At 69.8% G+C, this 22,012-nt stretch carries 26 protein-coding genes and 1 pseudogene; 12 read left to right on the top strand and 15 right to left on the bottom strand.

Translation table 11 applies throughout. The features are described from left to right. Positions 1-10: 10 nt before the first annotated feature. Positions 11-484 carry a hypothetical protein gene (locus tag ACQUST_RS13210; RefSeq protein ID WP_435129439.1) on the bottom strand — a complete coding sequence of 158 codons (474 nt, stop codon included), beginning with the start codon at positions 482-484 and terminating at the stop codon, positions 11-13. 95 nt (positions 485-579) lie between these two features. Here ACQUST_RS13210 and ACQUST_RS13205 point away from each other — a divergent pair, with 95 nt between their 5' ends. After that, entirely contained in the window at positions 580-1,461 is an 882-nt protein-coding gene (locus tag ACQUST_RS13205) for a hypothetical protein (protein ID WP_435129437.1), read from the top strand. A gap of 21 nt (positions 1,462-1,482) precedes the next feature. Here the strand turns inward: ACQUST_RS13205 and ACQUST_RS13200 are convergent, their stop codons facing one another. From ACQUST_RS13200 to ACQUST_RS13185, 4 genes are all read right to left on the bottom strand, one after another. Next, entirely contained in the window at positions 1,483-1,806 is a 324-nt protein-coding gene (locus ACQUST_RS13200) for a hypothetical protein (RefSeq protein ID WP_435129434.1), read from the bottom strand. A 96-nt stretch (positions 1,807-1,902) separates the two neighbouring features. Beyond that, positions 1,903-2,211, bottom strand: coding sequence for a hypothetical protein (locus ACQUST_RS13195; RefSeq protein WP_435129431.1), 309 nt, complete (start codon positions 2,209-2,211; stop codon positions 1,903-1,905). Between the two features lie 201 nt (positions 2,212-2,412). After that, a complete protein-coding gene (locus ACQUST_RS13190) occupies positions 2,413-3,957 on the bottom strand; it encodes an MATE family efflux transporter (RefSeq protein ID WP_435129428.1) in 1,545 nt (514 codons plus the stop codon). Then, positions 3,958-4,644 carry a TetR/AcrR family transcriptional regulator gene (locus tag ACQUST_RS13185; protein ID WP_435129425.1) on the bottom strand — a complete coding sequence of 229 codons (687 nt, stop codon included), beginning with the start codon at positions 4,642-4,644 and terminating at the stop codon, positions 3,958-3,960. A 152-nt stretch (positions 4,645-4,796) separates the two neighbouring features. On the opposite strand from ACQUST_RS13185, the gene ACQUST_RS13180 reads away from it, so the two are divergent. From ACQUST_RS13180 to ACQUST_RS13160, 5 genes are all read left to right on the top strand, one after another. After that, the gene (locus tag ACQUST_RS13180; RefSeq protein ID WP_435129422.1) at positions 4,797-4,973 is read left to right on the top strand and encodes a hypothetical protein; all 177 of its coding nucleotides are present in this window, start codon (positions 4,797-4,799) and stop codon (positions 4,971-4,973) included. An 8-nt stretch (positions 4,974-4,981) separates the two neighbouring features. Then, entirely contained in the window at positions 4,982-6,298 is a 1,317-nt protein-coding gene (locus tag ACQUST_RS13175; protein ID WP_435129420.1) for a phosphoribosylamine--glycine ligase, read from the top strand. 188 nt (positions 6,299-6,486) lie between these two features. After that, complete coding sequence (locus ACQUST_RS13170; protein ID WP_435129417.1) at positions 6,487-7,932, top strand: PAS domain-containing protein; 1,446 nt, start codon at positions 6,487-6,489, stop codon at positions 7,930-7,932. Beyond that, positions 7,929-8,777 (top strand): DICT sensory domain-containing protein, encoded by an 849-nt coding sequence (locus ACQUST_RS13165; protein ID WP_435129414.1) that lies wholly within the window; start codon positions 7,929-7,931, stop codon positions 8,775-8,777. Before ACQUST_RS13170 ends, ACQUST_RS13165 begins: the two co-directional genes overlap by 4 nt. 94 nt (positions 8,778-8,871) lie before the next feature. Next, positions 8,872-9,738 (top strand): aldo/keto reductase, encoded by an 867-nt coding sequence (locus ACQUST_RS13160; protein ID WP_435129411.1) that lies wholly within the window; start codon positions 8,872-8,874, stop codon positions 9,736-9,738. An 81-nt stretch (positions 9,739-9,819) separates the two neighbouring features. Here ACQUST_RS13160 and ACQUST_RS13155 read toward each other — a convergent pair whose 3' ends face one another. The 4 genes from ACQUST_RS13155 to ACQUST_RS13140 all read right to left on the bottom strand — a co-directional run bounded on the left by ACQUST_RS13155 (position 9,820) and on the right by ACQUST_RS13140 (position 12,184). Continuing rightward, on the bottom strand, positions 9,820-10,014 hold the full coding sequence (locus tag ACQUST_RS13155) for a hypothetical protein (RefSeq protein ID WP_435129408.1): 195 nt from the start codon (positions 10,012-10,014) through the stop codon (positions 9,820-9,822). Positions 10,015-10,082: 68 nt separating this feature from the next. After that, complete coding sequence (locus tag ACQUST_RS13150) at positions 10,083-10,829, bottom strand: energy-coupling factor transporter transmembrane component T family protein (RefSeq protein ID WP_435129405.1); 747 nt, start codon at positions 10,827-10,829, stop codon at positions 10,083-10,085. After that, positions 10,823-11,581, bottom strand: a complete 759-nt coding sequence (locus tag ACQUST_RS13145; RefSeq protein WP_435129402.1) for an energy-coupling factor ABC transporter ATP-binding protein — start codon at positions 11,579-11,581, stop codon at positions 10,823-10,825. Before ACQUST_RS13145 ends, ACQUST_RS13150 begins: the two co-directional genes overlap by 7 nt. Before the next feature lie 21 nt (positions 11,582-11,602). Further along, complete coding sequence (locus ACQUST_RS13140; protein WP_435129399.1) at positions 11,603-12,184, bottom strand: biotin transporter BioY; 582 nt, start codon at positions 12,182-12,184, stop codon at positions 11,603-11,605. A 231-nt stretch (positions 12,185-12,415) separates the two neighbouring features. Between ACQUST_RS13140 and ACQUST_RS13135 the strand changes: the two genes are divergently transcribed. Continuing rightward, positions 12,416-13,330: a winged helix-turn-helix domain-containing protein gene (locus ACQUST_RS13135; RefSeq protein ID WP_435129396.1), complete on the top strand. Its 915-nt coding sequence runs from the start codon at positions 12,416-12,418 to the stop codon at positions 13,328-13,330. Between the two features lie 66 nt (positions 13,331-13,396). Here ACQUST_RS13135 and ACQUST_RS13130 read toward each other — a convergent pair whose 3' ends face one another. The 3 genes from ACQUST_RS13130 to ACQUST_RS13120 form a co-directional block, all read right to left on the bottom strand. After that, on the bottom strand, positions 13,397-14,185 hold the full coding sequence (locus tag ACQUST_RS13130) for an N-acyl homoserine lactonase family protein (protein ID WP_435129393.1): 789 nt from the start codon (positions 14,183-14,185) through the stop codon (positions 13,397-13,399). Between the two features lie 125 nt (positions 14,186-14,310). Then, positions 14,311-14,964, bottom strand: coding sequence for a dienelactone hydrolase family protein (locus ACQUST_RS13125; RefSeq protein WP_435129390.1), 654 nt, complete (start codon positions 14,962-14,964; stop codon positions 14,311-14,313). 102 nt (positions 14,965-15,066) lie between these two features. After that, positions 15,067-15,708, bottom strand: coding sequence for a phosphoribosyltransferase (locus tag ACQUST_RS13120; protein WP_435129387.1), 642 nt, complete (start codon positions 15,706-15,708; stop codon positions 15,067-15,069). 150 nt (positions 15,709-15,858) lie between these two features. Between ACQUST_RS13120 and ACQUST_RS13115 the strand changes: the two genes are divergently transcribed. After that, positions 15,859-17,193, top strand: a complete 1,335-nt coding sequence (locus ACQUST_RS13115; RefSeq protein ID WP_435129385.1) for an erythromycin esterase family protein — start codon at positions 15,859-15,861, stop codon at positions 17,191-17,193. 25 nt (positions 17,194-17,218) lie between these two features. Here ACQUST_RS13115 and ACQUST_RS13110 read toward each other — a convergent pair whose 3' ends face one another. Continuing rightward, positions 17,219-17,884 (bottom strand): helix-turn-helix domain-containing protein, encoded by a 666-nt coding sequence (locus ACQUST_RS13110; RefSeq protein ID WP_435129383.1) that lies wholly within the window; start codon positions 17,882-17,884, stop codon positions 17,219-17,221. A 96-nt stretch (positions 17,885-17,980) separates the two neighbouring features. On the opposite strand from ACQUST_RS13110, the gene ACQUST_RS13105 reads away from it, so the two are divergent. Next, complete coding sequence (locus ACQUST_RS13105) at positions 17,981-19,639, top strand: NADH-quinone oxidoreductase subunit D (protein ID WP_435129380.1); 1,659 nt, start codon at positions 17,981-17,983, stop codon at positions 19,637-19,639. 1 nt (position 19,640) lies between these two features. Next, positions 19,641-19,937 (top strand): DUF7562 family protein, encoded by a 297-nt coding sequence (locus tag ACQUST_RS13100; protein ID WP_435129377.1) that lies wholly within the window; start codon positions 19,641-19,643, stop codon positions 19,935-19,937. A 101-nt stretch (positions 19,938-20,038) separates the two neighbouring features. Here ACQUST_RS13100 and ACQUST_RS13095 read toward each other — a convergent pair whose 3' ends face one another. After that, positions 20,039-20,344, bottom strand: coding sequence for a DUF7521 family protein (locus ACQUST_RS13095; protein WP_435129374.1), 306 nt, complete (start codon positions 20,342-20,344; stop codon positions 20,039-20,041). A gap of 2 nt (positions 20,345-20,346) precedes the next feature. After that, positions 20,347-20,715 (bottom strand): helix-turn-helix domain-containing protein, encoded by a 369-nt coding sequence (locus ACQUST_RS13090; RefSeq protein WP_435129371.1) that lies wholly within the window; start codon positions 20,713-20,715, stop codon positions 20,347-20,349. 268 nt (positions 20,716-20,983) lie between these two features. Between ACQUST_RS13090 and ACQUST_RS13085 the strand changes: the two genes are divergently transcribed. Continuing rightward, complete coding sequence (locus tag ACQUST_RS13085; protein WP_435129368.1) at positions 20,984-21,850, top strand: halocyanin domain-containing protein; 867 nt, start codon at positions 20,984-20,986, stop codon at positions 21,848-21,850. Between the two features lies 1 nt (position 21,851). Beyond that, positions 21,852-22,012 (top strand): annotated as a pseudogene (locus tag ACQUST_RS13080) (cytochrome bc complex cytochrome b subunit); the annotation flags it as partial.

Below are 22,012 nucleotides of genomic sequence, written 5' to 3'. Positions count from 1 at the left end.
CCGGTGACGGCTACCCGCCGTCGGTTGCCGGCTCCGACCGGTCACCGGCCGGCTCGTCAGCCAGCGACGCCACCTGACGCTCCAGTTCGGAGCGCGAACACCCCGCCAGCGACGCCGCGCGCGCCACCGGCACGTCGAACCGGGCGCACGCCACTGCCGCGCCCCGGACCGCCGCGCTCTCGGCTTCACCCTCCGGAAGCCCGAAGTCCCCCGGCTCCGGCGGCGCCGGCGGCGACTCGGTCCCGACCGACCCGAGCCGCTCGCGCAGCGCGACCCACGCGCTGAGCGTCGTGTACAGCGCGGTCACCACGGGGTCCGGGTCGCTGTCGTCCGCTCGGGACGTCCGACGGCGAAGCGGTTCGAGCGCCCCTGCGAGCGCCAGCGCCCGGCGCGCGTCGCCGGCAGCGAGCGCGTGCTCGACGGCCGCCTCCTGGACGGTTTCGAGCGCCTCCGTCGCCTCGACCGCACTCCGTTCGGACGTCATCACCGGCGATGCGGCCGCTGCACGGAAAAGTCCACGTCACCAGATGTCGCGGCCATCCATACTTTTATCATCGACGGACCGGTACTCAATATAGAATGGGCACCGACGGGTCCGACCGGGCGGAGGGATTCATCCACGGGGATACGTCCGGTCTCGCGGCTGCGGCCGGGGCCGCCGGCGGCGCGCACGTCGCGATCCTCGCAGCCGACGCCGTCGACGAGTGGCACCACGCGCTCGCGTCGACGCCGAACCCACCCGCCTACAGGCATCTGGTGAGCGTCGACGACGTCGTCCGCGGCGCCACCGCCGGGGGAGCGGAAGTCGGAGCGGACGGACAGGCCGGGATGCGGGGCGCACAGCGCCTCGCCGGCGGCGTGTTCCTCTCCGCCGTGGAAACCCCGACGGAGTCCGCCGCCGACCTCGCTTCGTTTGTCCGAGGAGCGTTCGAGCACGCCAGCCAGGACGCCGGGTCGCTCGTCGTCGACGACGTCGGCGCGGTGCTCGGCGAGACAGCCAACCCCGACGCCGCGCTCGAAACGCTCCTGACCGCAGCGGCCGACCTCGGCGCCGAAGTTCACACGGGAGTTCCGAGCGACGACTGGGCGGCAGCGCTGCTCTCTCGGCACCTCTCGCCGAGCGACGACGACGCCGAACGGGCGGTGTCTGCGGCCGCGCTCGAACACCTCCGCAGCGTCGACCCCACCAACTTCGGCTACCTCCGCCGGCACTGGCGGGAGGCGCGTAGAGGGCTCGAAGCGGTCGAAATGAGCTACCCGCAGGCGAAGCAGGTGCACGCCGCGATTCCCGACCCGGAGACGACGCCCCGGACCCTCGGCGCCGCGCTTCAGGCGTTCGTCACGCTCGGCGCGCTCGACGTCTGGGGCGACACGGTCGCCGCGAACCGGTACGACCTCACCGCCTACGACCCGGTCCGCGCGAACGCCATCGGCGACGCACTCGACGCGCACCCCGAATAGACGCCCCGTCAGGCCGGTCCGTCAGTCCCGTTCTCCGTCGACCCTCGGCGCCGACAGCGTGTGCCCCGTGACGTCGCCACCGGGCTGCATCGTCACCGTCCCGAGCGTCACGGTGTCGCCGGCCTCCGCCACCGCGTCGATTCGGCCCAGCGTCTCTCGCCGGTCCAGCACGTCCCAGGTCACGGCTTCGATGCGCTGCTGGAACGAGTCCGGGTCGCTCCACCCGGAGTCGATGTCGGACGGGACGTGGACGACGAACCGGAACTCCTCGTCGGTCACCTGTACGCCGACCCCGAACGTGTCGCCCGCCGAGCCACCGTCAGCGGCGTCCCCGTCGCTCGTCATCCTCCCCCCTGACGCTCTTCGGCTCCGCCCCGATGCCGCATCTGTCCTCGAGTCGGGAGCGGTCTGACCGAACGTAGCGGGCGGTACCCGTTCTGCTCAGAGCGACTCATCTGGGTCGTGCGTGGCCGCCATCCGGGTCGCCTCGGTCTCGTACCGCGCGCGCTGCTCCTCGTCGTCGACGCTGCCGAGTTCCGCGTCGGGGACGACGACTGAAGCCCGCGTCGGCCGGTCGTCCGCGAAGCTCGTGAGCGCCCGCTCCTTCCGGAAGTACCGTTCGCCGTCGGTCGTCGCGTACACGAGGATGATCAGGTTCAGTTCGTCGTCCCCGTAGGTCCGTTCGACCAGCCAGAGCCGCGTCTCGTCCTGCCTCGTCGGTTTCCCGCCGGTATCGTCTGCTGTACTCATAGTTGCGGGTAGTCGGCCAGCGCTGAAAGAGGCGTCGGACGGCGTGGTAACACGGCTCGATGAGCCGCGCCGGCGGGACGAGTCCCGCGTAGTTTCAAATGCGGTGACGAGCCAGCCGGGGTATGTGAACGTCGCCGCGGAGCGTCCAGCGGTCGTGCGACACGGCGCTCCGCGGGCGGTCTCTGTCGCCTGTCAGCCCACTCAGTCGTCCACCATCGACGCCGACAGCTCCTCCTCAGCGTCGCCCTCGGCGCCGTCAGCGGCGCTCGGGCCGCCGGTCACGTCGGCGTCCCGCCAGGTGCCGCGCTGGTACCAGAGGTACGCGAGGACCGCGCCGATGACGTTCGACACAGCGAACCCGATCCAGATGCCGGTGTAGTTCATCGGGGCGAACGGCAGTCCGACGTTGCCGGGTCGGACCAGCGCGTACGCCACCGGGATTCGGATGAAGCCGAGCATCAGCACCGAAATCGCGGCCGCGGTGAGCGTCTTGCTCGCCCCGCGGAAACTCCCGGTGTACGCTCGCATGACGCCGATGAAGCCGAACGTCGGCGCCACGTACCTGAGGAACTGCGTCGTCACCTCGACGACCTCCGGGTCGTCGGTGAACACCGCCGCAATCGGCGCGGCGGCGACCCAGACGACGACGCCGACCGCCGAGAGGACGCCGAACGTCACCAGTCCCGCGAGCCGCGCGGCCTCGGCGGCCCGGTCGGGTTTCCCGGCGCCGAGGTTCTGCCCGGTCATCGTTTCGACGCCGCGAGCCACGGCGATGGCGGGCAGGAAGATGACGGAGAACACGCGGACGCCGATGCCGTAGCCGGCGACGACCGTCGTCGAGAAGAACCCGACGATGACGAGCATCAGGTTCACCGACAGCGACCGGCCCGTCCCTTCGATGGACGCCGGGACGCCGATTCGGACGATTCGGCGGGCGTACGAGAGGTTCGGCACCATGTCGTCGAGGTGGATTTCGACGCCGCGCTCCCCGCGGAACATGATGGCGAGGCCGACGACGAACGCGACCGCCCGCGAGAAGATGGTCGCGTACGCCGCGCCGCCGACGCCGGAGCCGGTGTACCCGGTGAGCGACAGCAGCGTGGCTTCGAGGCCGCCGAGGCCGAGCATCGTGAACAGCGGGTTCGCCTGGAACCCGAAGATGAGGAATGGGTCGAGGATGATGTTGAGGACGACCGTGCCGAGCATGACGAGCATCGGCGTGATGGTGTCGCCGTAGCCGCGCATCAGCGAGATGAACACGAAGAAGCCGAACATGAACACCAGCCCGGCCGCGATGATCTCCATGTAGGACGTCGCGAGCGGCAGCACGTCCGGCGACGCGCCGAGCAGCCCGAGGAACTCGCCGACGAAGACGTAGCCGACGCCGCCGAGCAGCAGCGCGGCAATCGCGGCGAACGTGACTGTCTGTGACGCCGCGTATTCGGCTTCCGCCTCCTCTTCGGCGCCGGTGTGCTGGGCGACGAGGACGCTGCCGGCGACGGAGACGCCCATGCCGAGCGAGATGAGCAGGAACACCATCGGGAACGCGAACGAAATCGCGGCGAGCGCCTCGGTGCTGTACTGGCCGAGCCAGAACGTGTCCGCGAGGTTGTAGGCGGTCTGCAGCAGGTTCGTGATGACGATGGGGAGCGACAGGTAAAACAGCGGCTTCCCGATGCTGCCCTCGGTCAGTTCGAACTCCTCTCGCCCCTTGAACACCGACGAGAGACGGCTGCGAAGCCCCATTCAGGCAGTCACCTCGTCGGTGCCCTGACCGCCTTCGTCGCCGTCGTTCGCGTCGTCGTCCGTACCGGATTCAGTCCCGCCGTGGTCTGCGACTGGAACCTCGACGTCGTCTGCGAGCAGCGACTCGACGTAGTCGACGAGGCCGTCGCGGAGCGCGTCCACCTCGGACCCGACGGCTGCCGACCTGGTCCACGTGCCGTGGATGTACGTGAGGACGTGGTTCGCGACGTGGTCCGGGTCCGTGTCGTCGGGGAACTGCCCGGCGTCGACGCCGGCGGCGACGAGCGAGCGCACCTCGCTGTGGAGGTGGCCGTCGAAACTGTCGAGCGCCTCGCGGTAGCCGTCGCGGTACGGCGCCTGCGCCTTGATTTCGAGGAACGCCGTGTTGAACTGCTGGTCCGTCCCGTCCGCCGGGGTTTCGAGCACCGTCTCGAGCAGCCGAATCAGCTGCTCGGCCGGCGTGTCGCCCCCCGGGTCGGCGACGCTGTCCGTGAAGTCCTCGTTGAGGTACGCGAGGAACTCTCGGAACAGCTCCGCCTTCCCGTCGAAGTGGTAGTGGAGCGTCGCTTTGCTCTTGTCCGTCTCGTCGGCGATGTCCTGCATCGTGAGGTCGGCGTACCCGTGCTCGCAGAGCGCGCGGTACGTCGCCTCCATGAACGCCGACTCTGTCTCTGAATCCTGGCTCATCGAATGGGGGCTGCGACTCGGGGCCGCGTTACCGAAGCTTGACTGGCCGGTCAGTCAAGTGTTTCGCATCGAAACGGGCACGGGAGTCGGTACCGCACGCGGGAGCGGCGAGTCGCCATCGGCTATATAATCGCCCGGGCTGAATCGGACGTATGGACCTGACAACCGTCCCCCCCGGCTCGCTGGGTGCCGCACCCATCGGCGACGCCGACCTACACGTCCGGTCGGAGTACCACGACGACCCGGCCGAGTCCGCCTCCCGTCTTTTCGCCCGACTGCACACCTCGGCGCGCCGGGCCGAGCGACAGACCGGAACCACCGCCGCGTGACACACCCGATGGAATCCAGGCACTTCCTGTTCGTCTCAGCCGACGCCGCACTGATCACCGACCTCGCGTGGCAAGTCCACAAGGAAGGCCACGACGTGAAATACTACATCGAAGCCGAGAGCGACGAGGAGATCGGCGACGGCTTCGTGCCCAAGGTCGACGACTGGCGCGCGGAGGTCGAGTGGGCCGACGTCGTCATCTTCGACGACATCTGGGTCGGCTCCGACATCGGTACCGGAGCGCTCGCCCAGGAACTCCGCGAGGAGGGGACGGCCGTCGTCGGGGGGACGCCGAACACCGATCACCTCGAAGAGGACCGCGGATACGCGATGGAGGTTCTCGAAGAGCACGGCGTCAACACCGTCGAACACCACATCTTCCACGACTTCGACGCCGGCATCCAGCACGTCCAGGAGAACCCGGCACCGTACGTCATCAAGCCGCTTGGAGAGGTTCAGAACGTCAAGCGGCTCCTTTACGTCGGGAATGAGGATGACGGTAGTGACGTTGTTGAGGTGCTGAAAGCCTACAAGAAGGCATGGGGGCACCGAATGAAGGGATTCCAACTGCAGCGGAAAGTTGAGGGCGTTGAAGTCGCTATCTGCGGGTTCTTCAACGGCAACGAGTTCATTGACCAGGTCAATTTTAATTTTGAGCATAAGAAATTATTCCCAGGGAACATCGGGCCCCAGACCGGCGAGATGGGGACGTCGATGTTCTGGGCCGGCCAGAACAAGTTATTCAAGGAGACCTTCGGCAAACTGGAAGACTGGCTCGCGAACGAGGGCTACGTCGGGAGCATCGACATCAACTGCATCGTGAACGAAAACGGCATCTACCCGCTGGAGTTCACGCCGCGGTTCGGGTACCCGACGATTGCGCTGCAGGAAGAGTCCATCGAGTCATCCACTGGCGAGTTCTTTTACGACCTCGCCCACGGTAACGACCCTGACCTGGAGGTGCACAACGGCTACCAGATCGGCGTACGGATCGTCCTGCCGCCGTTCCCGTTCGACGACGAGAAGACGTACGACGAGAACTCGCGGAACGCGGCCGTCGTGTTCGAGACGGACAGCCGAGAGGGAATCCACCTCGAGGACGCGAAGAAGGTGGACGGCCAGTGGCGCGTGGCCGGCGACAACGGGATGCCCATCGTCGTCACCGGCAAGGGCGACACGATGCAGGCGGCGCGCGAGGAGGCGTACGGCCGAATCGACGACATCGTCATGCCGAACATGTACTACCGGGACGACATCGGGGAGCGCTGGGTCGACGGCGACGGCGACCGCCTCCAGGCGTGGGGGTACCTCGGACCGCAGTTGTAGCGGCGATTCAGAACCCGCTCGGTGGCCGGACCGGGTCGGTGGCCGGACCGTTCGGCTTGACGCCACAGTTTTCGCCGGAGGCGGCGGTAGGTTTCATCGAAACGAACAGGATGGTTCGACTCGTACCGACCCCGTATAGTGATGGTTGCAGCTCAGAGCGGAACTCGGCGCGGCCGGCGGAGGGGTCAGTGACCGGGTCACGGAACCGGGAGCCGTTCCTCCCGCGGGCCGTCGTCGACGCGCTCCCGTGCGGCTTCGCGACGTTCAGCGCCGACGGGTCGCTGTACGACTCGAACGAGGCGTGGGAGAACGCGGCTATCGACTCGGGAATCCCGGTTCCGGAACCGGGCGGCGCACCCTACCTCGACAGCATCGGCGACGCCGCCGACCCCGACGTGCGGTCGCTCGCCGACAGAATCGACGACCTCCTCGGAAGCGACGACGACCGGGACGTCCGCGTCGAGGTCGACGCGGTCCCGTTCGCGGTCGTGCCGTTCACCCACGACGGAGCGCGGTACGTCACCGTCCTGGAGTCGGCGGGGCAGAGCGAGTCCCGCGTCGCGGTCGACCTCCGATTGAAACAGCGGGCCATGGACGAGGCCCCGGTCGGAATCACGATTTCGAACCCGCGGCTCCCGGACAACCCCGTCATCTACGCCAACGCCGCCTTCGAGCGCATCACCGGCTACCCGCTCGACGAGGTCCTCGGGCGGAACTGCCGGTTTCTACAGGGGGAGGGCACCGACGAGGCCCCCGTCGCGGAGATGCGGGCGGCCGTCGACGAGCGCCGCTCGGTGACGGTGGTCGTCCGCAACTACACGCGGAGCGGCGAACCGTTCTGGAACGAAGTCACCATCTCGCCGCTGAACGACGGCGACGGGAACACGACGCACTTCGTCGGCTTCCAGAAGGACGTCACCGACCGGGTCGCCGCCGAGCGGGAACTTGAGCGGGAACGCAACCGGCTCGCCGTCCTGAATCAGATCGTCCGGCACGACATCCGCAACGACATGTCGGTGGCGCTCGGCTGGGGCGAGATTCTCGGGTCGCACGTCGACGACGGCGAGGCCGAAGACGCGCTCGAACGGGTGTTGAACGCCGCGACCCACACGAAGAACCTGACCGGAGCCGTCGGCGACCTCGCGGAGATTCTCGGCGCGGACGACCCGGAACTCACCGAGGTGTCGCTCCGGGACACCATCGACAGCGAGGTGACGCACGTCCGGTCGAACTTCGACTACCGCGCCGGCCCGCTCACCGTCGACGTCGGCGACGTCCCGGACGTCGACGTCGAAGCGACCGCGCTGCTGTCGTCGGTGCTCGGGAACGTCCTCGACAACGCCGTGTTCCACAACGACTCCGACGACGTCCACATCGACGTGTCCGTCGAGGAGCGGCCCGAGACCGTGGTGGTCAGAATCGCGGACAACGGCCCCGGAATCCCCGACGACCGGAAACGGGACGTGTTCGGCCGCGGCGAGAAGGGCCTCGAAAGCGCCGGCAGCGGACTCGGGCTGTACCTCGCCGACAACCTCGTCGAGACGTACGGCGGCTCCATCTGGGTCGTCGACAACGAGCCGACGGGCGCGGTGTTCTGCATCGAACTTCGTCGTGCCGACGGAGGGGCCGCATGACGCTCGAACAGTTCGTCGACGAGCCCGACGGCCCGGCGCGGTCGCTCGTCGTCCTGAACCGGGCGGCGCCCGACCCGATTCAGACGATGCTCGCGAACGCCTTCGAGGGGACGCCGGTCTCCGTCTCCGAGTCCGCCGTCCCGGACGCCGACGACGACGTGGTGGTGCTCGTCGAGGACGGCGAGGTGCTCGCGAGTTCGACGCTGACCGAGCTCCAGAACTCGCTGCTGCTGGTGAACTCGGACCTGTACATCACCGGGATGAAGTCGCTCGACCGGTTCGAACTCCCGGACGTGCTCGCGGGGCTCGACGACATCCCGTTCACGCTCCGCGGCTACCCGGAGTCGAACAAGGAGAAGCTGCTGTTGGTCCTGATTTCGCGGTACATCGAGCGGCTGGCATGGGAGTCCGGCGCCGGGAAACTCCGGTCGTCGTTCCAGCGGCTCTCCCGAATCAACGACGAACGCGGCACCCGAACCGTCTACGACCAGATCGCCGACTCGCCGGTGGACGTCCACCTGTACGGGGTGCCGGACTGGACGCCGCCGCCCGAACTCGGCGTGACGATGCACGGCGGCTACGACGAGGACTTCCGCGACTCGTGGTTCGTCGTTCACCGCACGGCCCCGGACCGAGGCGAGGCCCGGAACAGGGACGAAACCCGGAACGGCAACGCCGCCGGCAACGACGTCGGCGACGACCTCGGCAACGCCGCTGGCAACGCCGCCGGCGGCGACGCGGCGCTGGTGGCGCTCGAAGTCGAGCCGCGGCGGTGGCGCGGCTTCTGGACGTTCGACGAGTCGCTGGTCGCGGACATCGACCGGTACGTCCAGCGGGAACTGTGAGCGGGGCGGCGGCGCGCCCCGCCGGCTTCGAGACGGGCCGCGTCGTCGACCGCGGCCGAAACGCCGAAGCGGCGGGAGGCGGAGGGACGAACGCATGAGCGACTTTCTCGACGTCCCGGACGCGGCTGACACGGGCACGTTCGACCTGGGCGGCGAAACGACGGTGAACAGGCTCGGGTTCGGCGCGATGCGGCTCTGCGGCGACGACGTCATCGGCGCGCCCGACGACGAGGAGACGGCGCGGGAGGTCGCGCGGCAGGCCGTCGACTACGGCGTGAACTTCGTCGACACGGCCGACTCGTACGGCCCCGGCGTCAGCGAACGCCTCCTCCGCGAGTCCGGCGTCGTCGACGACGCGGTCGTCGCGACCAAAGCCGGGCTGCTCCGCGAGAGCGGCGGCGAGTGGCTGCCGCACGGCGACCCCGACTACGTCCGGAACCAGGTGCTCGTCTCGAAGGACCGGCTCGGCGTCGACACCATCGACCTCTACCAGTTCCACCGGCCCGACCCGGAGACGCCGTTCGCCGACAGCGTCGCGGCGTTCGCGGAGCTCAAAGACGAGGGCCACGTCGACCACGTCGGCCTGTCGAACGTCACCGTCGACCAGCTGGACGAGGCCCGCGAACAGGTCGACGTCGCGACGGTCCAGAACCAGTACAACGTCGCGAACCGCGAGGACGAAGCGGTGCTGCAAGCCTGCGAGGACGCCGGTATCGGCTTCATCCCGTGGTTCCCGATGGCCGGCGGAGACCTCGGCGACGCCGCCGCCGCCCTCGACGACGTCGCCGCCGAGACCGACGCCACACCGCGGCAGGTCGCGCTCGCGTGGCTCCTCCACCACTCGGACGTGACGGTGCCGATTCCGGGGACGTCGTCGCCGGAGCACCTCGCGGAGAACGTCGCCGCCGCGTCGCTGTCGCTGACCGACGAGCAGGTCGCGCGGCTCACCGACGCCGCGTAACTCCGCCCGGAGCCGGGCGGCTGGAAACGGGTGGTCAGTCGGCCGGTCGGCCGGTCTGCTACTCGATGCGGCGCTCGCCGTTCAGAGCGACCGCCAGCGGCTGAGGTCGCGGCTGACGACGACGACGGTCGCGGCCAGCGCCAGCACGGCGACGGCCGTGACGGACATCGACGGGTCGAGCGCGACACCGTATATCAGTGCGAGCAGCGCCGTGGCGGCGACGACCATCACGACCAGGTACCGGAGCAGCCAGTCTTCCGCTTCGCGTTCGGCCATGTTCGACTCTCCCGCGTCGGGCATAAAAAGCGCGTCGGCATCAGCCGAGCCGAGCGTCGCCGCGCCGGTCACAGCGGCGCCGGCAGCGACGACGCGAGCGACTCGGCGGTCGGCAGCAGTCCCCACAGCAGCAGCGTCGCCGACGCGGCCAGCGCGACGTAGTCCGCGCGGCGCAGCCGGAGCGGCGGCGGCGTCGGGTTCCACGACAGGCAGCGCGCCCGCAGCGCGAGCGCGAGCGAGTCCGCGCGGCCGAGCGCCCGGCGGAGCCCCGCGACGCCGACGATGCGGACCCGGTCGCGGACCGGTCGCTCCGTCCCGAGCCGCGCCTGCATCGCCGACCGTACCCGCCTGACGTCCGCCTGCAACACCGGCAGGAACCTGAACACGAGGCTCACGCCGACCGCGAGGAACCGGCCGGGCCGCCCCGGGACGAGCCACGCGACGGCCGCCTCCGAGTCGCGGACCGGGGTCGTGCGGACGTACGCCGCCGCGAGCGCCAGCAGCAACACGGTCCGGTAGCTCGCGAGCAGCGGCGGCACGGCGTCAGCGGGGACGACCCACGGCGCCGACAGCCGCAGCGACTCCAGCGCCGGGCCGACGAGCAGAAACGGCAGCACGGCGCGGAACTCCGCGAGCGCGTCCGGCGGCGAGAGCCGGCACGCTGCGAGCGCCGCCGCGACGACGACGGTGAGCGCGGCGAGTCCGCGCGGCGTCGTGTGCGCGAACGCCGCGACGACGACGCAGCTCTGTGCGACCAGTTTCGTCCGCGGGTCGAGCCGGTGACCGACCGAGTCGCCGGGGTCGTAACTCAGCATCGGTCCCGCTCCCGCGGCGACGTGTCCCCGTCCGGCTCCGCCGGCGTCGTCGCTGCCGGCCGCCTGACGCCGAGGCCGTCCAGTCGGTTCAGCGCGTCCGCCGGCGGCGCGTCGACGGCGACGCTCCCGCCGTCCATGACGACGACGCGGTCCGCGAGCGACGCGACGTCGCGCAGGTCGTGGGTGACGACGACGACGCCGGTGCCGTCGCGGTTCAGCGCGGCGAGCCGGTCGAGGACGGAACGGCGCGCCGGCTCGTCGAGCCCGGTGAACGGCTCGTCGAGCACGAGGTGGGTCGGCCGCATCGCGAGCGCCCCGGCGATTGCGGCGCGCTCCCGTTCGCCGCCGGAGAGCCGGTCGATGCGCTCGTCGCCGCGGCCCGCCATGTTCACTGCGTCCAGCGCGTCGCCGACGCGAGCGTCCACCTCCTCCCGGGGCAGCCCGAGGTTCTCGGGGCCGAACGCGACGTCCGCGGCGACGGTCGCCGCGACGAAGCAGTCGCGCGGCTCCTGAAACACCATGCCGACGGCGGTCCGCGCCGCGACCAGGTCGTCCGTCACCGGCGTCCCGTCGACGCGCACCTCGCCGCCGTCCGGGGTGAGGAGGCCGTTGAAGTGGCGGACGAGCGTCGTCTTCCCGGAGCCGTTCGCGCCGGCGAGCACGACGAACTCGCCGTCCGGGATGTCGAGCGAGACGTCGTCCACGGCGACCGCGTCGCCGTAGCGGTGCGTGAGGCCGCGAACGGAGAGCATCTGCGTCGGTGCCCCGTTCGGTTACCGCGCCGCGACGGCGTCGCTCCTGACGACGGCGACGGTGGCCGCCACCTTCAGCGCCTCCGCCGGGATGAACGGGACGGCGGCGGCGAGCAGCGCCGGGACGAGCCCGACGTTGCCGACGACAGCGTAGCCGACCGTGCCGAACGCGTAGATGACGACGGTCGCGACCGTCATCCCGCCGACGAGGCGCGCGAGCGACGCGTCGGCCGGATTCTTCAGGTCGCCGACGCCGTGGACCGCGGCGCCGACGATGGCGGCGGCGAACGGGTACGACCAGAGGTAGCCGCCCCACTGACCGAACAGCGAGTCGAAGCCGGCGGTGCCGTACGCGAACACCGGGGCGCCGACCGCGCCGGCGACGACGTACAGCGCCAGCGACACGTACCCCCATCTCGGGCCGAGGTAGGCGCCCGCGAGGAACACGCCGAGCACCTGCAGCGTGAACGGCACCGAGGTCACCGGGAGCTGGAACGATACGTACGCGAACACGCCCGTCAGCGCCGCGAACAGCGCCGCGCGGGCGAGGTTGCCGACGACTTCGTCGCCGACGAGGTCGACGTCCTCCGTTGACGTGCTCATCTCGACAGCCCGTAAACCAACATTCACAAAGAGGTTTACGGACTCGCCGTCGGACCGGACGCTTCCCGAGACGGGCACGCAGTACGTCCGTGTCGCCGACGCGTTTTCGTCGCCGACGCGTCCGCGTCGGTAGCGCGACCACGTCGCGGTCGCCTACCGGCGCACGCCGTCGACGTCGCGCGAAGTAATCAACTGAACAGTATTATCAGTGATGGGGACGCACCTCGTCGCATGACAGACGACGGCGGGGGCCAGCCGCCCCCCGAGACGGTGTTTTCCGCGCTGGGCAACGAGACGCGGCTCGAAATCCTGTTCACGCTGCACGGCCGCGCGTCCGGCTGGAGCCGCAGCGACGACGCGGTGCCGTACTCCGAACTCCAGAGCGCCGTCGGCGAGGACGACAGCGGGAAGTTCAACTACCACCTGAGCCGGCTGACGGACCACTTCGTGGAGAAGCGCCCGGGCGGCTACGCGATTCAGTACGCCGGCAAGAACTTCGTCCGCGCGGCGCTCGCGAGCTACGGCGTCGAGGAGTCGTCGTTTGGGCCAACCGAGGTCGACGCCGCCTGCTTCCGCTGCGGCGGCGACGTCGTCGTCGAGTACAACGGCGAGCGGCTCATGACGCGGTGTGCGGACTGCCCCGGGGCGTTCGACCTCGACTACACGCCAGACGGGACGCTCAGCGCCGTCCCGGTACAGCCCGGCGGCATCGCCGACACCGACCAGAACCGGCTGCTCGAACGCATTCACGCCCGGTTCTGTCACCGCGCCCGGACCTACGTCGACGGCGCCTGCCCGCGCTGCGGCGGCGAGATGGACCGCGACCTCGTCGGCTGCGCCGACCACGACGGAAGCGACGGGCCGTGTCCGAACTGCTCGACGTCGATGGCGGCGTACTTCGACTGTCAGTGTTCGGTGTGCGGCCAGAGCGGCCTGATTCCGCCGGTCGTCGGCCGGTCCGACCGCGACCCGGTCGCCGCCGCGCTCCGGGAAGCGGGCGTCGACGGCGCCGGCTGGCCGCTGTTCGCCGAGGGAATGGCGTGGAGCGACTCGTACGACCCGGACGCCAACCGCGTCGTCTACGACCCCGACGCCGTCGACTACCGAATCGGCGTCGACGCCTCGGCGACGCTCGCGAAACTGTGACGCCGGCGACCGAACAGGAAGCCGCAGCGACGCGTGAGGAGGGCTGGACGTGGTTCGGTGCGTTCGTCAGTACGTCTCCGCCAGCGTCTCGAACCGTTCGAGGTCGTGGCCGTACAGCACGTCGGCGTCGTGTCGGCGCTCCAGTTCGCGGAGCGTCTCGAGGCTGTCGCGCCACGCCGGTTCGCTCCACACCAGCCCCGGGCCGAGCGAGACGGACTCCGCGTAGTTGGCGTGGACGTAACACTCGTCTCCGGCGACGAGCAGCGTCCCGTCGTCCGTCTCGATTTTCGCGCCGAGGACGCCCGGCGTGTGGCCGGGGAGGTGGACGAGTTCGAAGCCGTCGGCGAGCGTGTGTCGGTCGCGCTTGACGACCTGCCAGTCGATGTCGCCGTCGAAGTCGTCGGCGAGGTACGCCACGGAGCCCTCGGCGGTCTTCGCCGAGTAGAAGGCGTACTTCAGTTCGTCCTCGTGGACGTACACCGGCGTTCCGGTCCCCTCGAACGCGGAGAGGCCGCCGGCGTGGTCCATGTGGAGGTGGCTCATCACGACCGCGTCGATGTCGCCGAAGTCGTAGCCGGCCGCCGCGAGGTCGGCCTCCAGGCCGTGGTCGTCGGCGTCGTACGCCTCGAAGGTCGCGTACAGCGGCTCCGGCCACGACTCTGCGGCGTCGACGGGGCAGCCGGTGTCCCACAGGTACGTCGCCTCCGCGGTTTCGACGACGGCGTTCCAGACGACGAAGTCGATGCGTTCGTGTTCCGGTTCCGGGTCGGCCGCCGTCGCCATGGCGTCGCCGTCGACGACGAATCCGCGGTCGGCGCGGACCCGGCCACGGTCGACGAGCGTCACGTCGGGCATGCGTTCGGCTCCGTCCGGAACGGACTTAAAACGAGGCGGCCGTGTCGGCGTCGGGAGAGCCGACGGACGGCCGCGTCCAGTGATTCGTTCGGCGGCGCCGCGACGGCCCGCGCAGGCGCCGCGGTTCAGCCGAGGTGCTCGGTGAACCACTCGGCCGCGTACTCGGCGACCTGGTCGAGTTCGCCGGGGCCCTCGAACAGGTGGCCGGCGCCCTCGATGACTTCGAGCCGCTTCTCGCAGCCGAGTTCGTCGTACACGTCGCGGTTCAACTCCAGCACGTCGGGGTCGTCGCCGCCGACGATGAACAGGCACGCCGCGGTCACGTCGTCGGCGACGGGCGAGGCGAGGTCGACGCGGCCGCCGCGTGAGACGACGGCGTCCACCGGCGCGTCGGCCTCGACGGCGGCGCGGAGTGCGGCCGCCGCTCCGGTGCTCGCGCCGAAGTAGCCGACTGGCAGGTCCGCGACTGCGGGCTCTCCGCGCACCCAGTCGGTGGCGGAGACGAGCCGCTGGACGAGCAGCGAGACGTCGAAGCGGTTCTCGCGGACGACGTCCTCCTCCTCGGTGAGCAGGTCGAACAGCAGCGTCGCGTGCCCGGCGTCGTTCAGTTGGGCCGCGACGGCGTTGTTCCGCGGGCTCTTCCGACTGCTGCCGCTGCCGTGTGCGAACACGACGAGCCCCTGCGGGTCGTCCGGGACCGACAGGGTTCCGTCGAGCGTCACTTCCTCGATGGGGATTTCGACGAGTTCGCCGACGATTCCGGGGTCGCTGTGACTCATGGGGGAGTCTGCTCCGGGGGCGTGGAAAAGCGCCGTGGCCGATTCGGCGGCCCGTCGACGTCGGGGCTCGGAAACAGCGGCACTCGCCGGCTCCGGCGCCGGTCAGCCGGACTGTTCGGGCGGCTCGCCGTGGAGGTACTCGATGGCCTCCTCGTCGCTCACCTGCCCGAACTCGTCGTAGAACTGGCCGACGGCGCGGAAGTTCGTCGGCCGCTGCAGCGCGATGACCTCGTCGGCTTCGCGCTCGAGTCGGTCGAGCGTGTCCGGCGGGCCGACCGGGACCGCGAGGACGACGCGCGCCGCGCCGGAGTCGCGAAGCATCCGGAGACACGCCGTCACGGTGGCGCCGGTCGCGACGCCGTCGTCGACGAGCACCACGGTTTGTCCGGTCAGGTCGGGCGCCGAGCCGGTCCGGTACGTCTCGGCCTTTTCGCGCGCGGTCTCGGCGGCGCGGTCGCGCTCGATTTCGACCTCCTCCTCGTCGAGGCCGAGCCGGTCGATGGCCTCTTCGTTCCGCCAGACGCTGCCGTCGACCGCCGCCGCACCGATGGCGTACTCGGGGTTGTTCGGCGCGCCCATCTTCTTCGCGACGGCGATGTCGAGCGGGACGCCGAGCGCGTCCGCGACGGGCCGGGCGACCGGGAGCGCCCCGCGCGGAATCCCGAGGACGATGTCGGCGGTGACGCCCTCACTCTGCAGCCTGTCCGCGAGCTGCTCGCCCGCGTCGGTCCGATTCTTGAACATCCCTCGGGAGAACTATCCGCGAACGGACGAAAAAGTCTGTTCGCCGCCCGGACCCCACCCGCCCTGTCTGCCGCCATGCCAGCCGACGTGACTACCGCCGTGACAGCCAGTAGCACTATCCGTCGCGGCGGCGAAACGCCGGCGACACCGATGTCTCTGAGCGGCCGCTCGACGTGGGAGGAACCGGCCGAAGTGGACCGCGCCGCCAGAAACGTCGCCGCGCTGAGCGAGACGCTGTCCGGCCCGGCGGACCTCGACGGCCTCGCCCGCCGCCTCGCCGACGAGGACGTCGTGCTCATCGGCGAAGCGTCGCACGGCACCTCCGAGTTTTACCGGTGGCGCGCCCACCTGACCGCGCGGCTCATCCGCGAACACGGCTTCGACTTCGTCGCCGTCGAGGGCGACTGGACGAGCTGCTACGAGGCGAACCGGTTCGTGAAGGGGCTGCCCGACTCCGGCGAGACGGTCCGGGAGGTGATGGACGCCTTCGGCCGGTGGCCGACGTGGATGTGGGCGAACTGGGAGATGGTCGAGTTCTTCGAGTGGCTCGAACTCCACAACCGCGAGTTCGCCTCCGACGACGTCGGCTTCTACGGCCTCGACGTGTACAGCCTGTTCGAGTCGATGGACGCCGTCGTGGAGTACCTGGAGGAGACGAACCCGGAGGCCGCCGAGCACGCCCGGGAAGCCTACCGGTGTTTCGAGCCGTACGGCACCGACGCGCAGGAGTACGCGCGGTCGCTCCGCATGGTCCCGGCGTCGTGCGAGGAGGACGTCGTTGACGTCCTGACGGAGCTGCGCGAGGAGGCCGCCGCCGCGGAGCCGACCCACGACGAGGACGCGTTCAGCGCCGAGCAGAACGCGCTCGTCGCGAAGAACGCCGAGGCGTACTACCGGGCGCTCGTCTCGGGCGACACGGACTCGTGGAACGTCCGCGACGAGCACATGGCCGACACGCTCGACCGGCTCGTCGAACACCACTGCGGCGACGCGCAGGCGGTCGTCTGGGCGCACAACACGCACGTCGGCGACGCCCGCGCGACGGACATGGAGGGGAAGGGCCGGCTCAACATCGGCCAGCTCGCCCGCGAACGCTTCGGCGACGACGACGTGAAACTGGTCGGGTTCGGCTCGTACGAGGGCAGCGTCGTCGCCGGCGACGAGTGGGGCGCCCCGATGGAGACGATGGACGTCCCGGCCGCGAAAGACGGCAGCTACGAGGACGTGTTCCACCGCGCCGGCGGCGACGACCGCCTGCTGTACACCGACCGAATCGCGGACGACGACGCGCTCTCGGAGCCGCGCGGCCACCGCGCCATCGGCGTCGTCTACCACCCGCAGTGGGAGTCCGGCAACTACGTCCCGACCGACCTCCGCCGGCGCTACGACGCGTTCATCCACGTCGACGAGTCGCAGGCGCTCCACCCGCTCGAACTCCACCCGGACCGCGAGCGCGTCCCCGAACTCTACCCGACCGGCCTCTGACCGCCCGCGGCCGCCGACGTTCGATTCACTGCTCTCGAACCGCGTCAGCCACCAGCCTCGCCTCCGCCTTCCGGACGTGCTCCGCGACGGTTCCAGTCGCGAGCCCCAGCCGTTCGGCGACGTCTTCGAGCGTCGCGCTCCGCGGCTCGTCGTAGTACCCGGCCTCCAGGGCGGCCGAGACGACGCGGCGCTGTTGGGCCGTCAGTCGCTCCGTGGCCGAGAGCCTGGCGCCGCTCCCCGCCGTGACTCGACGGACCTCCGCGTCGACGCCGTTCGGAAGTCGGTCGAGTAACTCCTGCAGCGCTCCGGTCCGCCCGACCAGCTGCAGGTCGGCCGACCGGTCGGTTCGGAAGACGACGGGCGGCACCGTGACGACGTCTTCGCCGTCGTAGACGTCGAATATCCCGCCGGCCGCCTCCGCCACCGCGTCTTCGACCAGCACCGCGAACTGGCCGGAGCCGCCCGCCATCGACACCGTTTCGTACGACTCGACGTTCGGCGTCGCGTCCAGCGTCGCCGTGTACGGGTCGCGGGGCCCAGTCACCTGAAACACCATCAGCCCGGTTCCGCGCGACGTGACGTTCCACTGCAGCAGCCGCGTCGGCCCGTACCGGTCGTCCTCGGAGACGAACGCGTGCATCGGGTGGATGGCCGCGTCCTCGAACCGCAGCCGGACTGAGAGTGACCGCACGCGGATTCCTGGCTTCGGTTCCGACTTAAAGGCGCCGCGTTTGTGCGGCACCACGCCCTCGCTGCTGGCGAGGAAACCTGAGGAGAGACGCCGACTATGAGCTCACAGCACCACCGCGAGACGCAGCCGCCGCAGACCGAGTCCCTCGAGGCGACGCTCGACGACCTCCTCGAACAGGTCGCCGTCGGCCGCGACGACCACGTGCACGCCCCGGCGGTGACGGTTCGCCCCGACGCGGTTCAGGAGACGCTGCGGACGCTGCGCGACGAGGCGGGGTTCGACCACTGTTCGTGCGTCACGGCGCAGGAGTACGAGGACCGATACGAGACCATCTACCACCTGAAACAGTACGACGACCCGACGACCGAGGTGAGCGTCGTCGTCCCGACCGCGAAGTCCGACCCGGTCTCCGAGAGCGCCGAACCGGTCTTCCGAACGGCGGACTGGCACGAACGGGAGGCGTACGACCTCGTCGGCATCGAGTACGAGGACCACCCGAACCTCGAACGGCTCCTCCTCCCGGAGACGTGGCAGGGCCATCCGCTCTCGCTGGACTACGACCAGAACAGGCCGCAGGTCGTTCCGTTCGCGGAGAACGCGAACCCGATCGCTGACGACGCGCGCGACGGCGACGCGATGCTCATCAACGTCGGTCCGCACCACCCTGCCACGCACGGCGTCCTCCACCTGGAAGCCGTCCTCGACGGCGAAACCGTCGCGGACGTCACCCCCGACATCGGCTACATCCACCGATGTGAAGAGCAGATGTGCCAGTCGGGCACGTACCGACACCAGATCATGCCGTACCCCGACCGGTGGGACTGGGGCGGCGGCGGACTGCTGAACGAGTGGGCGTACGCCCGCGCCGCCGAAACGCTCGCGGACATCGAGGTACCGGAGTACGCGCAGGTCATCCGGACGCTGAGCGCCGAACTGTCGCGGATTCTCTCGCACATGCTCGCCGTCGCAGCCTACGCGCTCGACGTCATCGGCGACTTCACGGCGACGTTCATGTACGGCATCCGCGAGCGCGAAGAGGTCCAGAACCTGCTGGAGGACCTGACCGGCCAGCGGCTCATGTTCAACTACTTCCGGCTCGGCGGCGTCGTCTGGGATCTCCCGGAGCCGCGCGACCAGTGGCTCGACGACGTCCGCGAGTTCGTCGACCGCCTCCCCGAACGCGTCGCCGAGTTCCACGACCTGCTGTCGGCGAACGAACTGTTCCAGAAGCGGACCGTCGACACGGGCGAGATCGCGCCGGAGGTCGCGAAATCGTACGGCTGCACCGGGCCGGTCGCTCGCGGCTCCGGCATCGACTACGACCTGCGCCGCGACGACCCGTACGGCTACTACGACGAACTCGACTGGGACGTCGCCGTAAGAGACGGCTGTGACAACTTCGCCCGGCTGCTCGTCCGGCTCCGCGAGATCGAAGAGTCCGGCAGAATCGTCGAGCAGTGCGCCGACCTGCTCGAAGACTGGCCGGAGGCGGACCGAACAATCCAGTCGAACGTCCCGCGGACGCTCCGCCCGGACGACGACGCCGAAGTGTACACTGCCGTGGAGGCCGCCAAGGGCGAACTCGGCATCTACATCCGGTCGGACGGGACGGACGAGCCGGCGCGGTTCAAGATTCGCGGCCCGTCCTTTTCGAACTTGCAGGCGCTCCCGGAGATGGCTGAAGGCGAGTACGTCCCGGACCTAATCGCGTCGCTCGGTAGCCTCGACACCATCATGGGGGAGGTGGACCGGTGAGATGAGCGGGTCGGCACTGTTCCGTGACGACGCCGATGACGTGACGTGCATCGCCTGCGGGGAGACTGTGCCGCGCGGGGACGCACGGGAGTACGACAAGCACGGCGACCGGTTCACGCGAGACGGCAAGCGGTTCGAGTACCTCTGTAAGCCCTGCGACCGGGAGCGTTCACGGCAGCCGCGGTCCGGACTCGAATCGACGCTCGTCGACGCCGGCGCGGGCCGCGTGCCCACAGCGGAGTTCCTCAGCCGCTTCGTTCGGCTGACCGACGGCGACGGCCCACCCACGGAAGACTGACCGAGACCCGTTCACTCTCGGTCCTCCCGTCCACGGTCAACCGGGCTGCTGACGGCCCGAGTCACCGCGGTTGAACCCGAAGCGACTGCGGGATTTCCGGTTCAGTCGTCGCCTTCGCCGCCGGAGCGCTGGGTTTTGTACAGCGAGTAGCCGATGATCGAGAAGCCGACGGCGGACAGCGCGTTTTCGATGATGAGCGCGTCGGTGGTGTTCACGAGCAGCGCCTGGTCTGCGACGCCGGCGAGCAGCGAGCCGAACGTGACGACGCCGAAGCCGACCGCGAGGTACCTCAGGCCGCTCCAGCCGGTTTTGCGGGCGGCGGTGGATGCCGTGTAGGTGATGAAGCCGCCGATGACGAGCGTCACGGTCTTGAAGGCGACGACGATGAGCGGGACGTTTCCGGACATGCTCACAGTTCCTCACTCATGCGTGACCAGAACTGCGCGAGCCGCTGGTCTGGCTGTTTCGGTTCGCGCACGAATTCGCAGTCGAAGCCGCCGTCCTCCGCGAGCAGCACCATGACGCCCTGAACGTCGCGCTGATACGTGGTGACGTGATGTCCGTCCGCGCGGAGCTCCGTTCCGGTCTCGACGAGGCCGGCGTCGGCGAGCGCTTCGAGTTTCCGGTACGCCGTGGTCTGGGCCAGCCCGCACTCCTCGGCCACCGCCTTCGCGCTCTTGGCGGTGTCGAGCGTCTCGAGAATCGCCCGGCAGTCGGGGTCGGCCATCGTTTCGAGCACCGGCTGGACCGCGGTGTCGGCTTCGGAGTCCTCACTCATCGGTGTGTCACCGGCGCGTCGTCGGCGGGAGTCCGTTGTCCGTGGCGGCGATGGTCGCCGCGGTGAACCGGCGGTTCGTCCGGGAGGGCGCCGGACCGCTTCGACGGGGGAGGGCTGTCGGGGACATCGGTGGTCTGGAGCAGCCGTGCGGGACGCTGCCTGCGCGTCTGTTCCTGGGGCCGACTATATAAATGACGCTGTGACGCTTTCCAGGGTCTGGAAAGCATCCAGTCGTTTGTTTGAAGCGGCGTGTCACCGCCCTCCTGTGATGAACTGGTCCCCATCCAGACGGCGAGCGCTCCAGGGAATCGGTGCCGCCGCCCTCACCGCGGCCGCGGGCTGTGTCTCCGCGACCGCGACGCCGCGGTCCAGCGACGAAGACGAGACGGAGCAGGAACGCTCCGGCGCCGCGACGGACACCCCCCTCGAAGACTGGCTCGCGGACGCGAACGGCTACGACGGCACGCCGAGACGGTACGGCCCCGGGTCCCGGCCGCGAATTGCGGTCGGCGAACCGCTCGACGACGGACTGGCGTTTGCACCGCCGGTCATCGAGGTGCCGCCCGAGACGGTCGTCCACTGGGACTGGACGGGCCACGGCGGCCAGCACAACGTCGTCGCGCTCGACGGGACGTTCGACAGCGGCCGGACGAACGCCCAGCCCGGAACCGGCTACCACTACTACTTCGACGAACCGGGCGAGCACCGCTACGTGTCCGAACCCCACCGCTCCGACGGCATGAAAGGCGCCGTCCTGGTGAGGGAGCCGCCGAAAACCGGGTATCCGTCGGTCGACGACTGGGTCGTCGACGCGAGCAACTTCGACGGAACCGTCGTCGACGAGACGGGCGTCGACGCGGCGACCATCCGCGTCGGGGCGCCCGGGAACGGCGGCCGGTTCGCGTTCGCGCCACCGGTCCTGAAGGTGTCGACCGGAACCACGGTCCGCTGGCGCTGGACCGAGCCGGCAACCCCGCACAGCGTCCAGTTCCCGGAACACGACGTCGGGACCGACGCGGTGTTCACCGAACCCGGCGTTCACCTCAGCCACACCTTCCACGAACCGGGGACGTACCGGTACGCCTGCGGCCCGCACCGCTCGCTCGGCATGAAAGGCGCCCTCATCGTCGAGTAGGATGCCCGGGGACACCGACTCGGCACCCGACGGGGCCGACGACGCCGCGAGCAGCTCGGAAAACCGCTCTGAGCCCACAGCCGCGACGGACGGCGGAACGGGTATCGTGGCGCCGGACGACGAGACTCCGACGTGGCGCGAGCGGAAGGAGCGTTCACAGGG

It is taken from the genome of Halobaculum sp. D14, from assembly GCF_051195135.1.
GTDB lineage: Archaea > Halobacteriota > Halobacteria > Halobacteriales > Haloferacaceae > JBNTKA01.
This window is presented reverse-complemented; position numbering and strand designations above follow the sequence as displayed.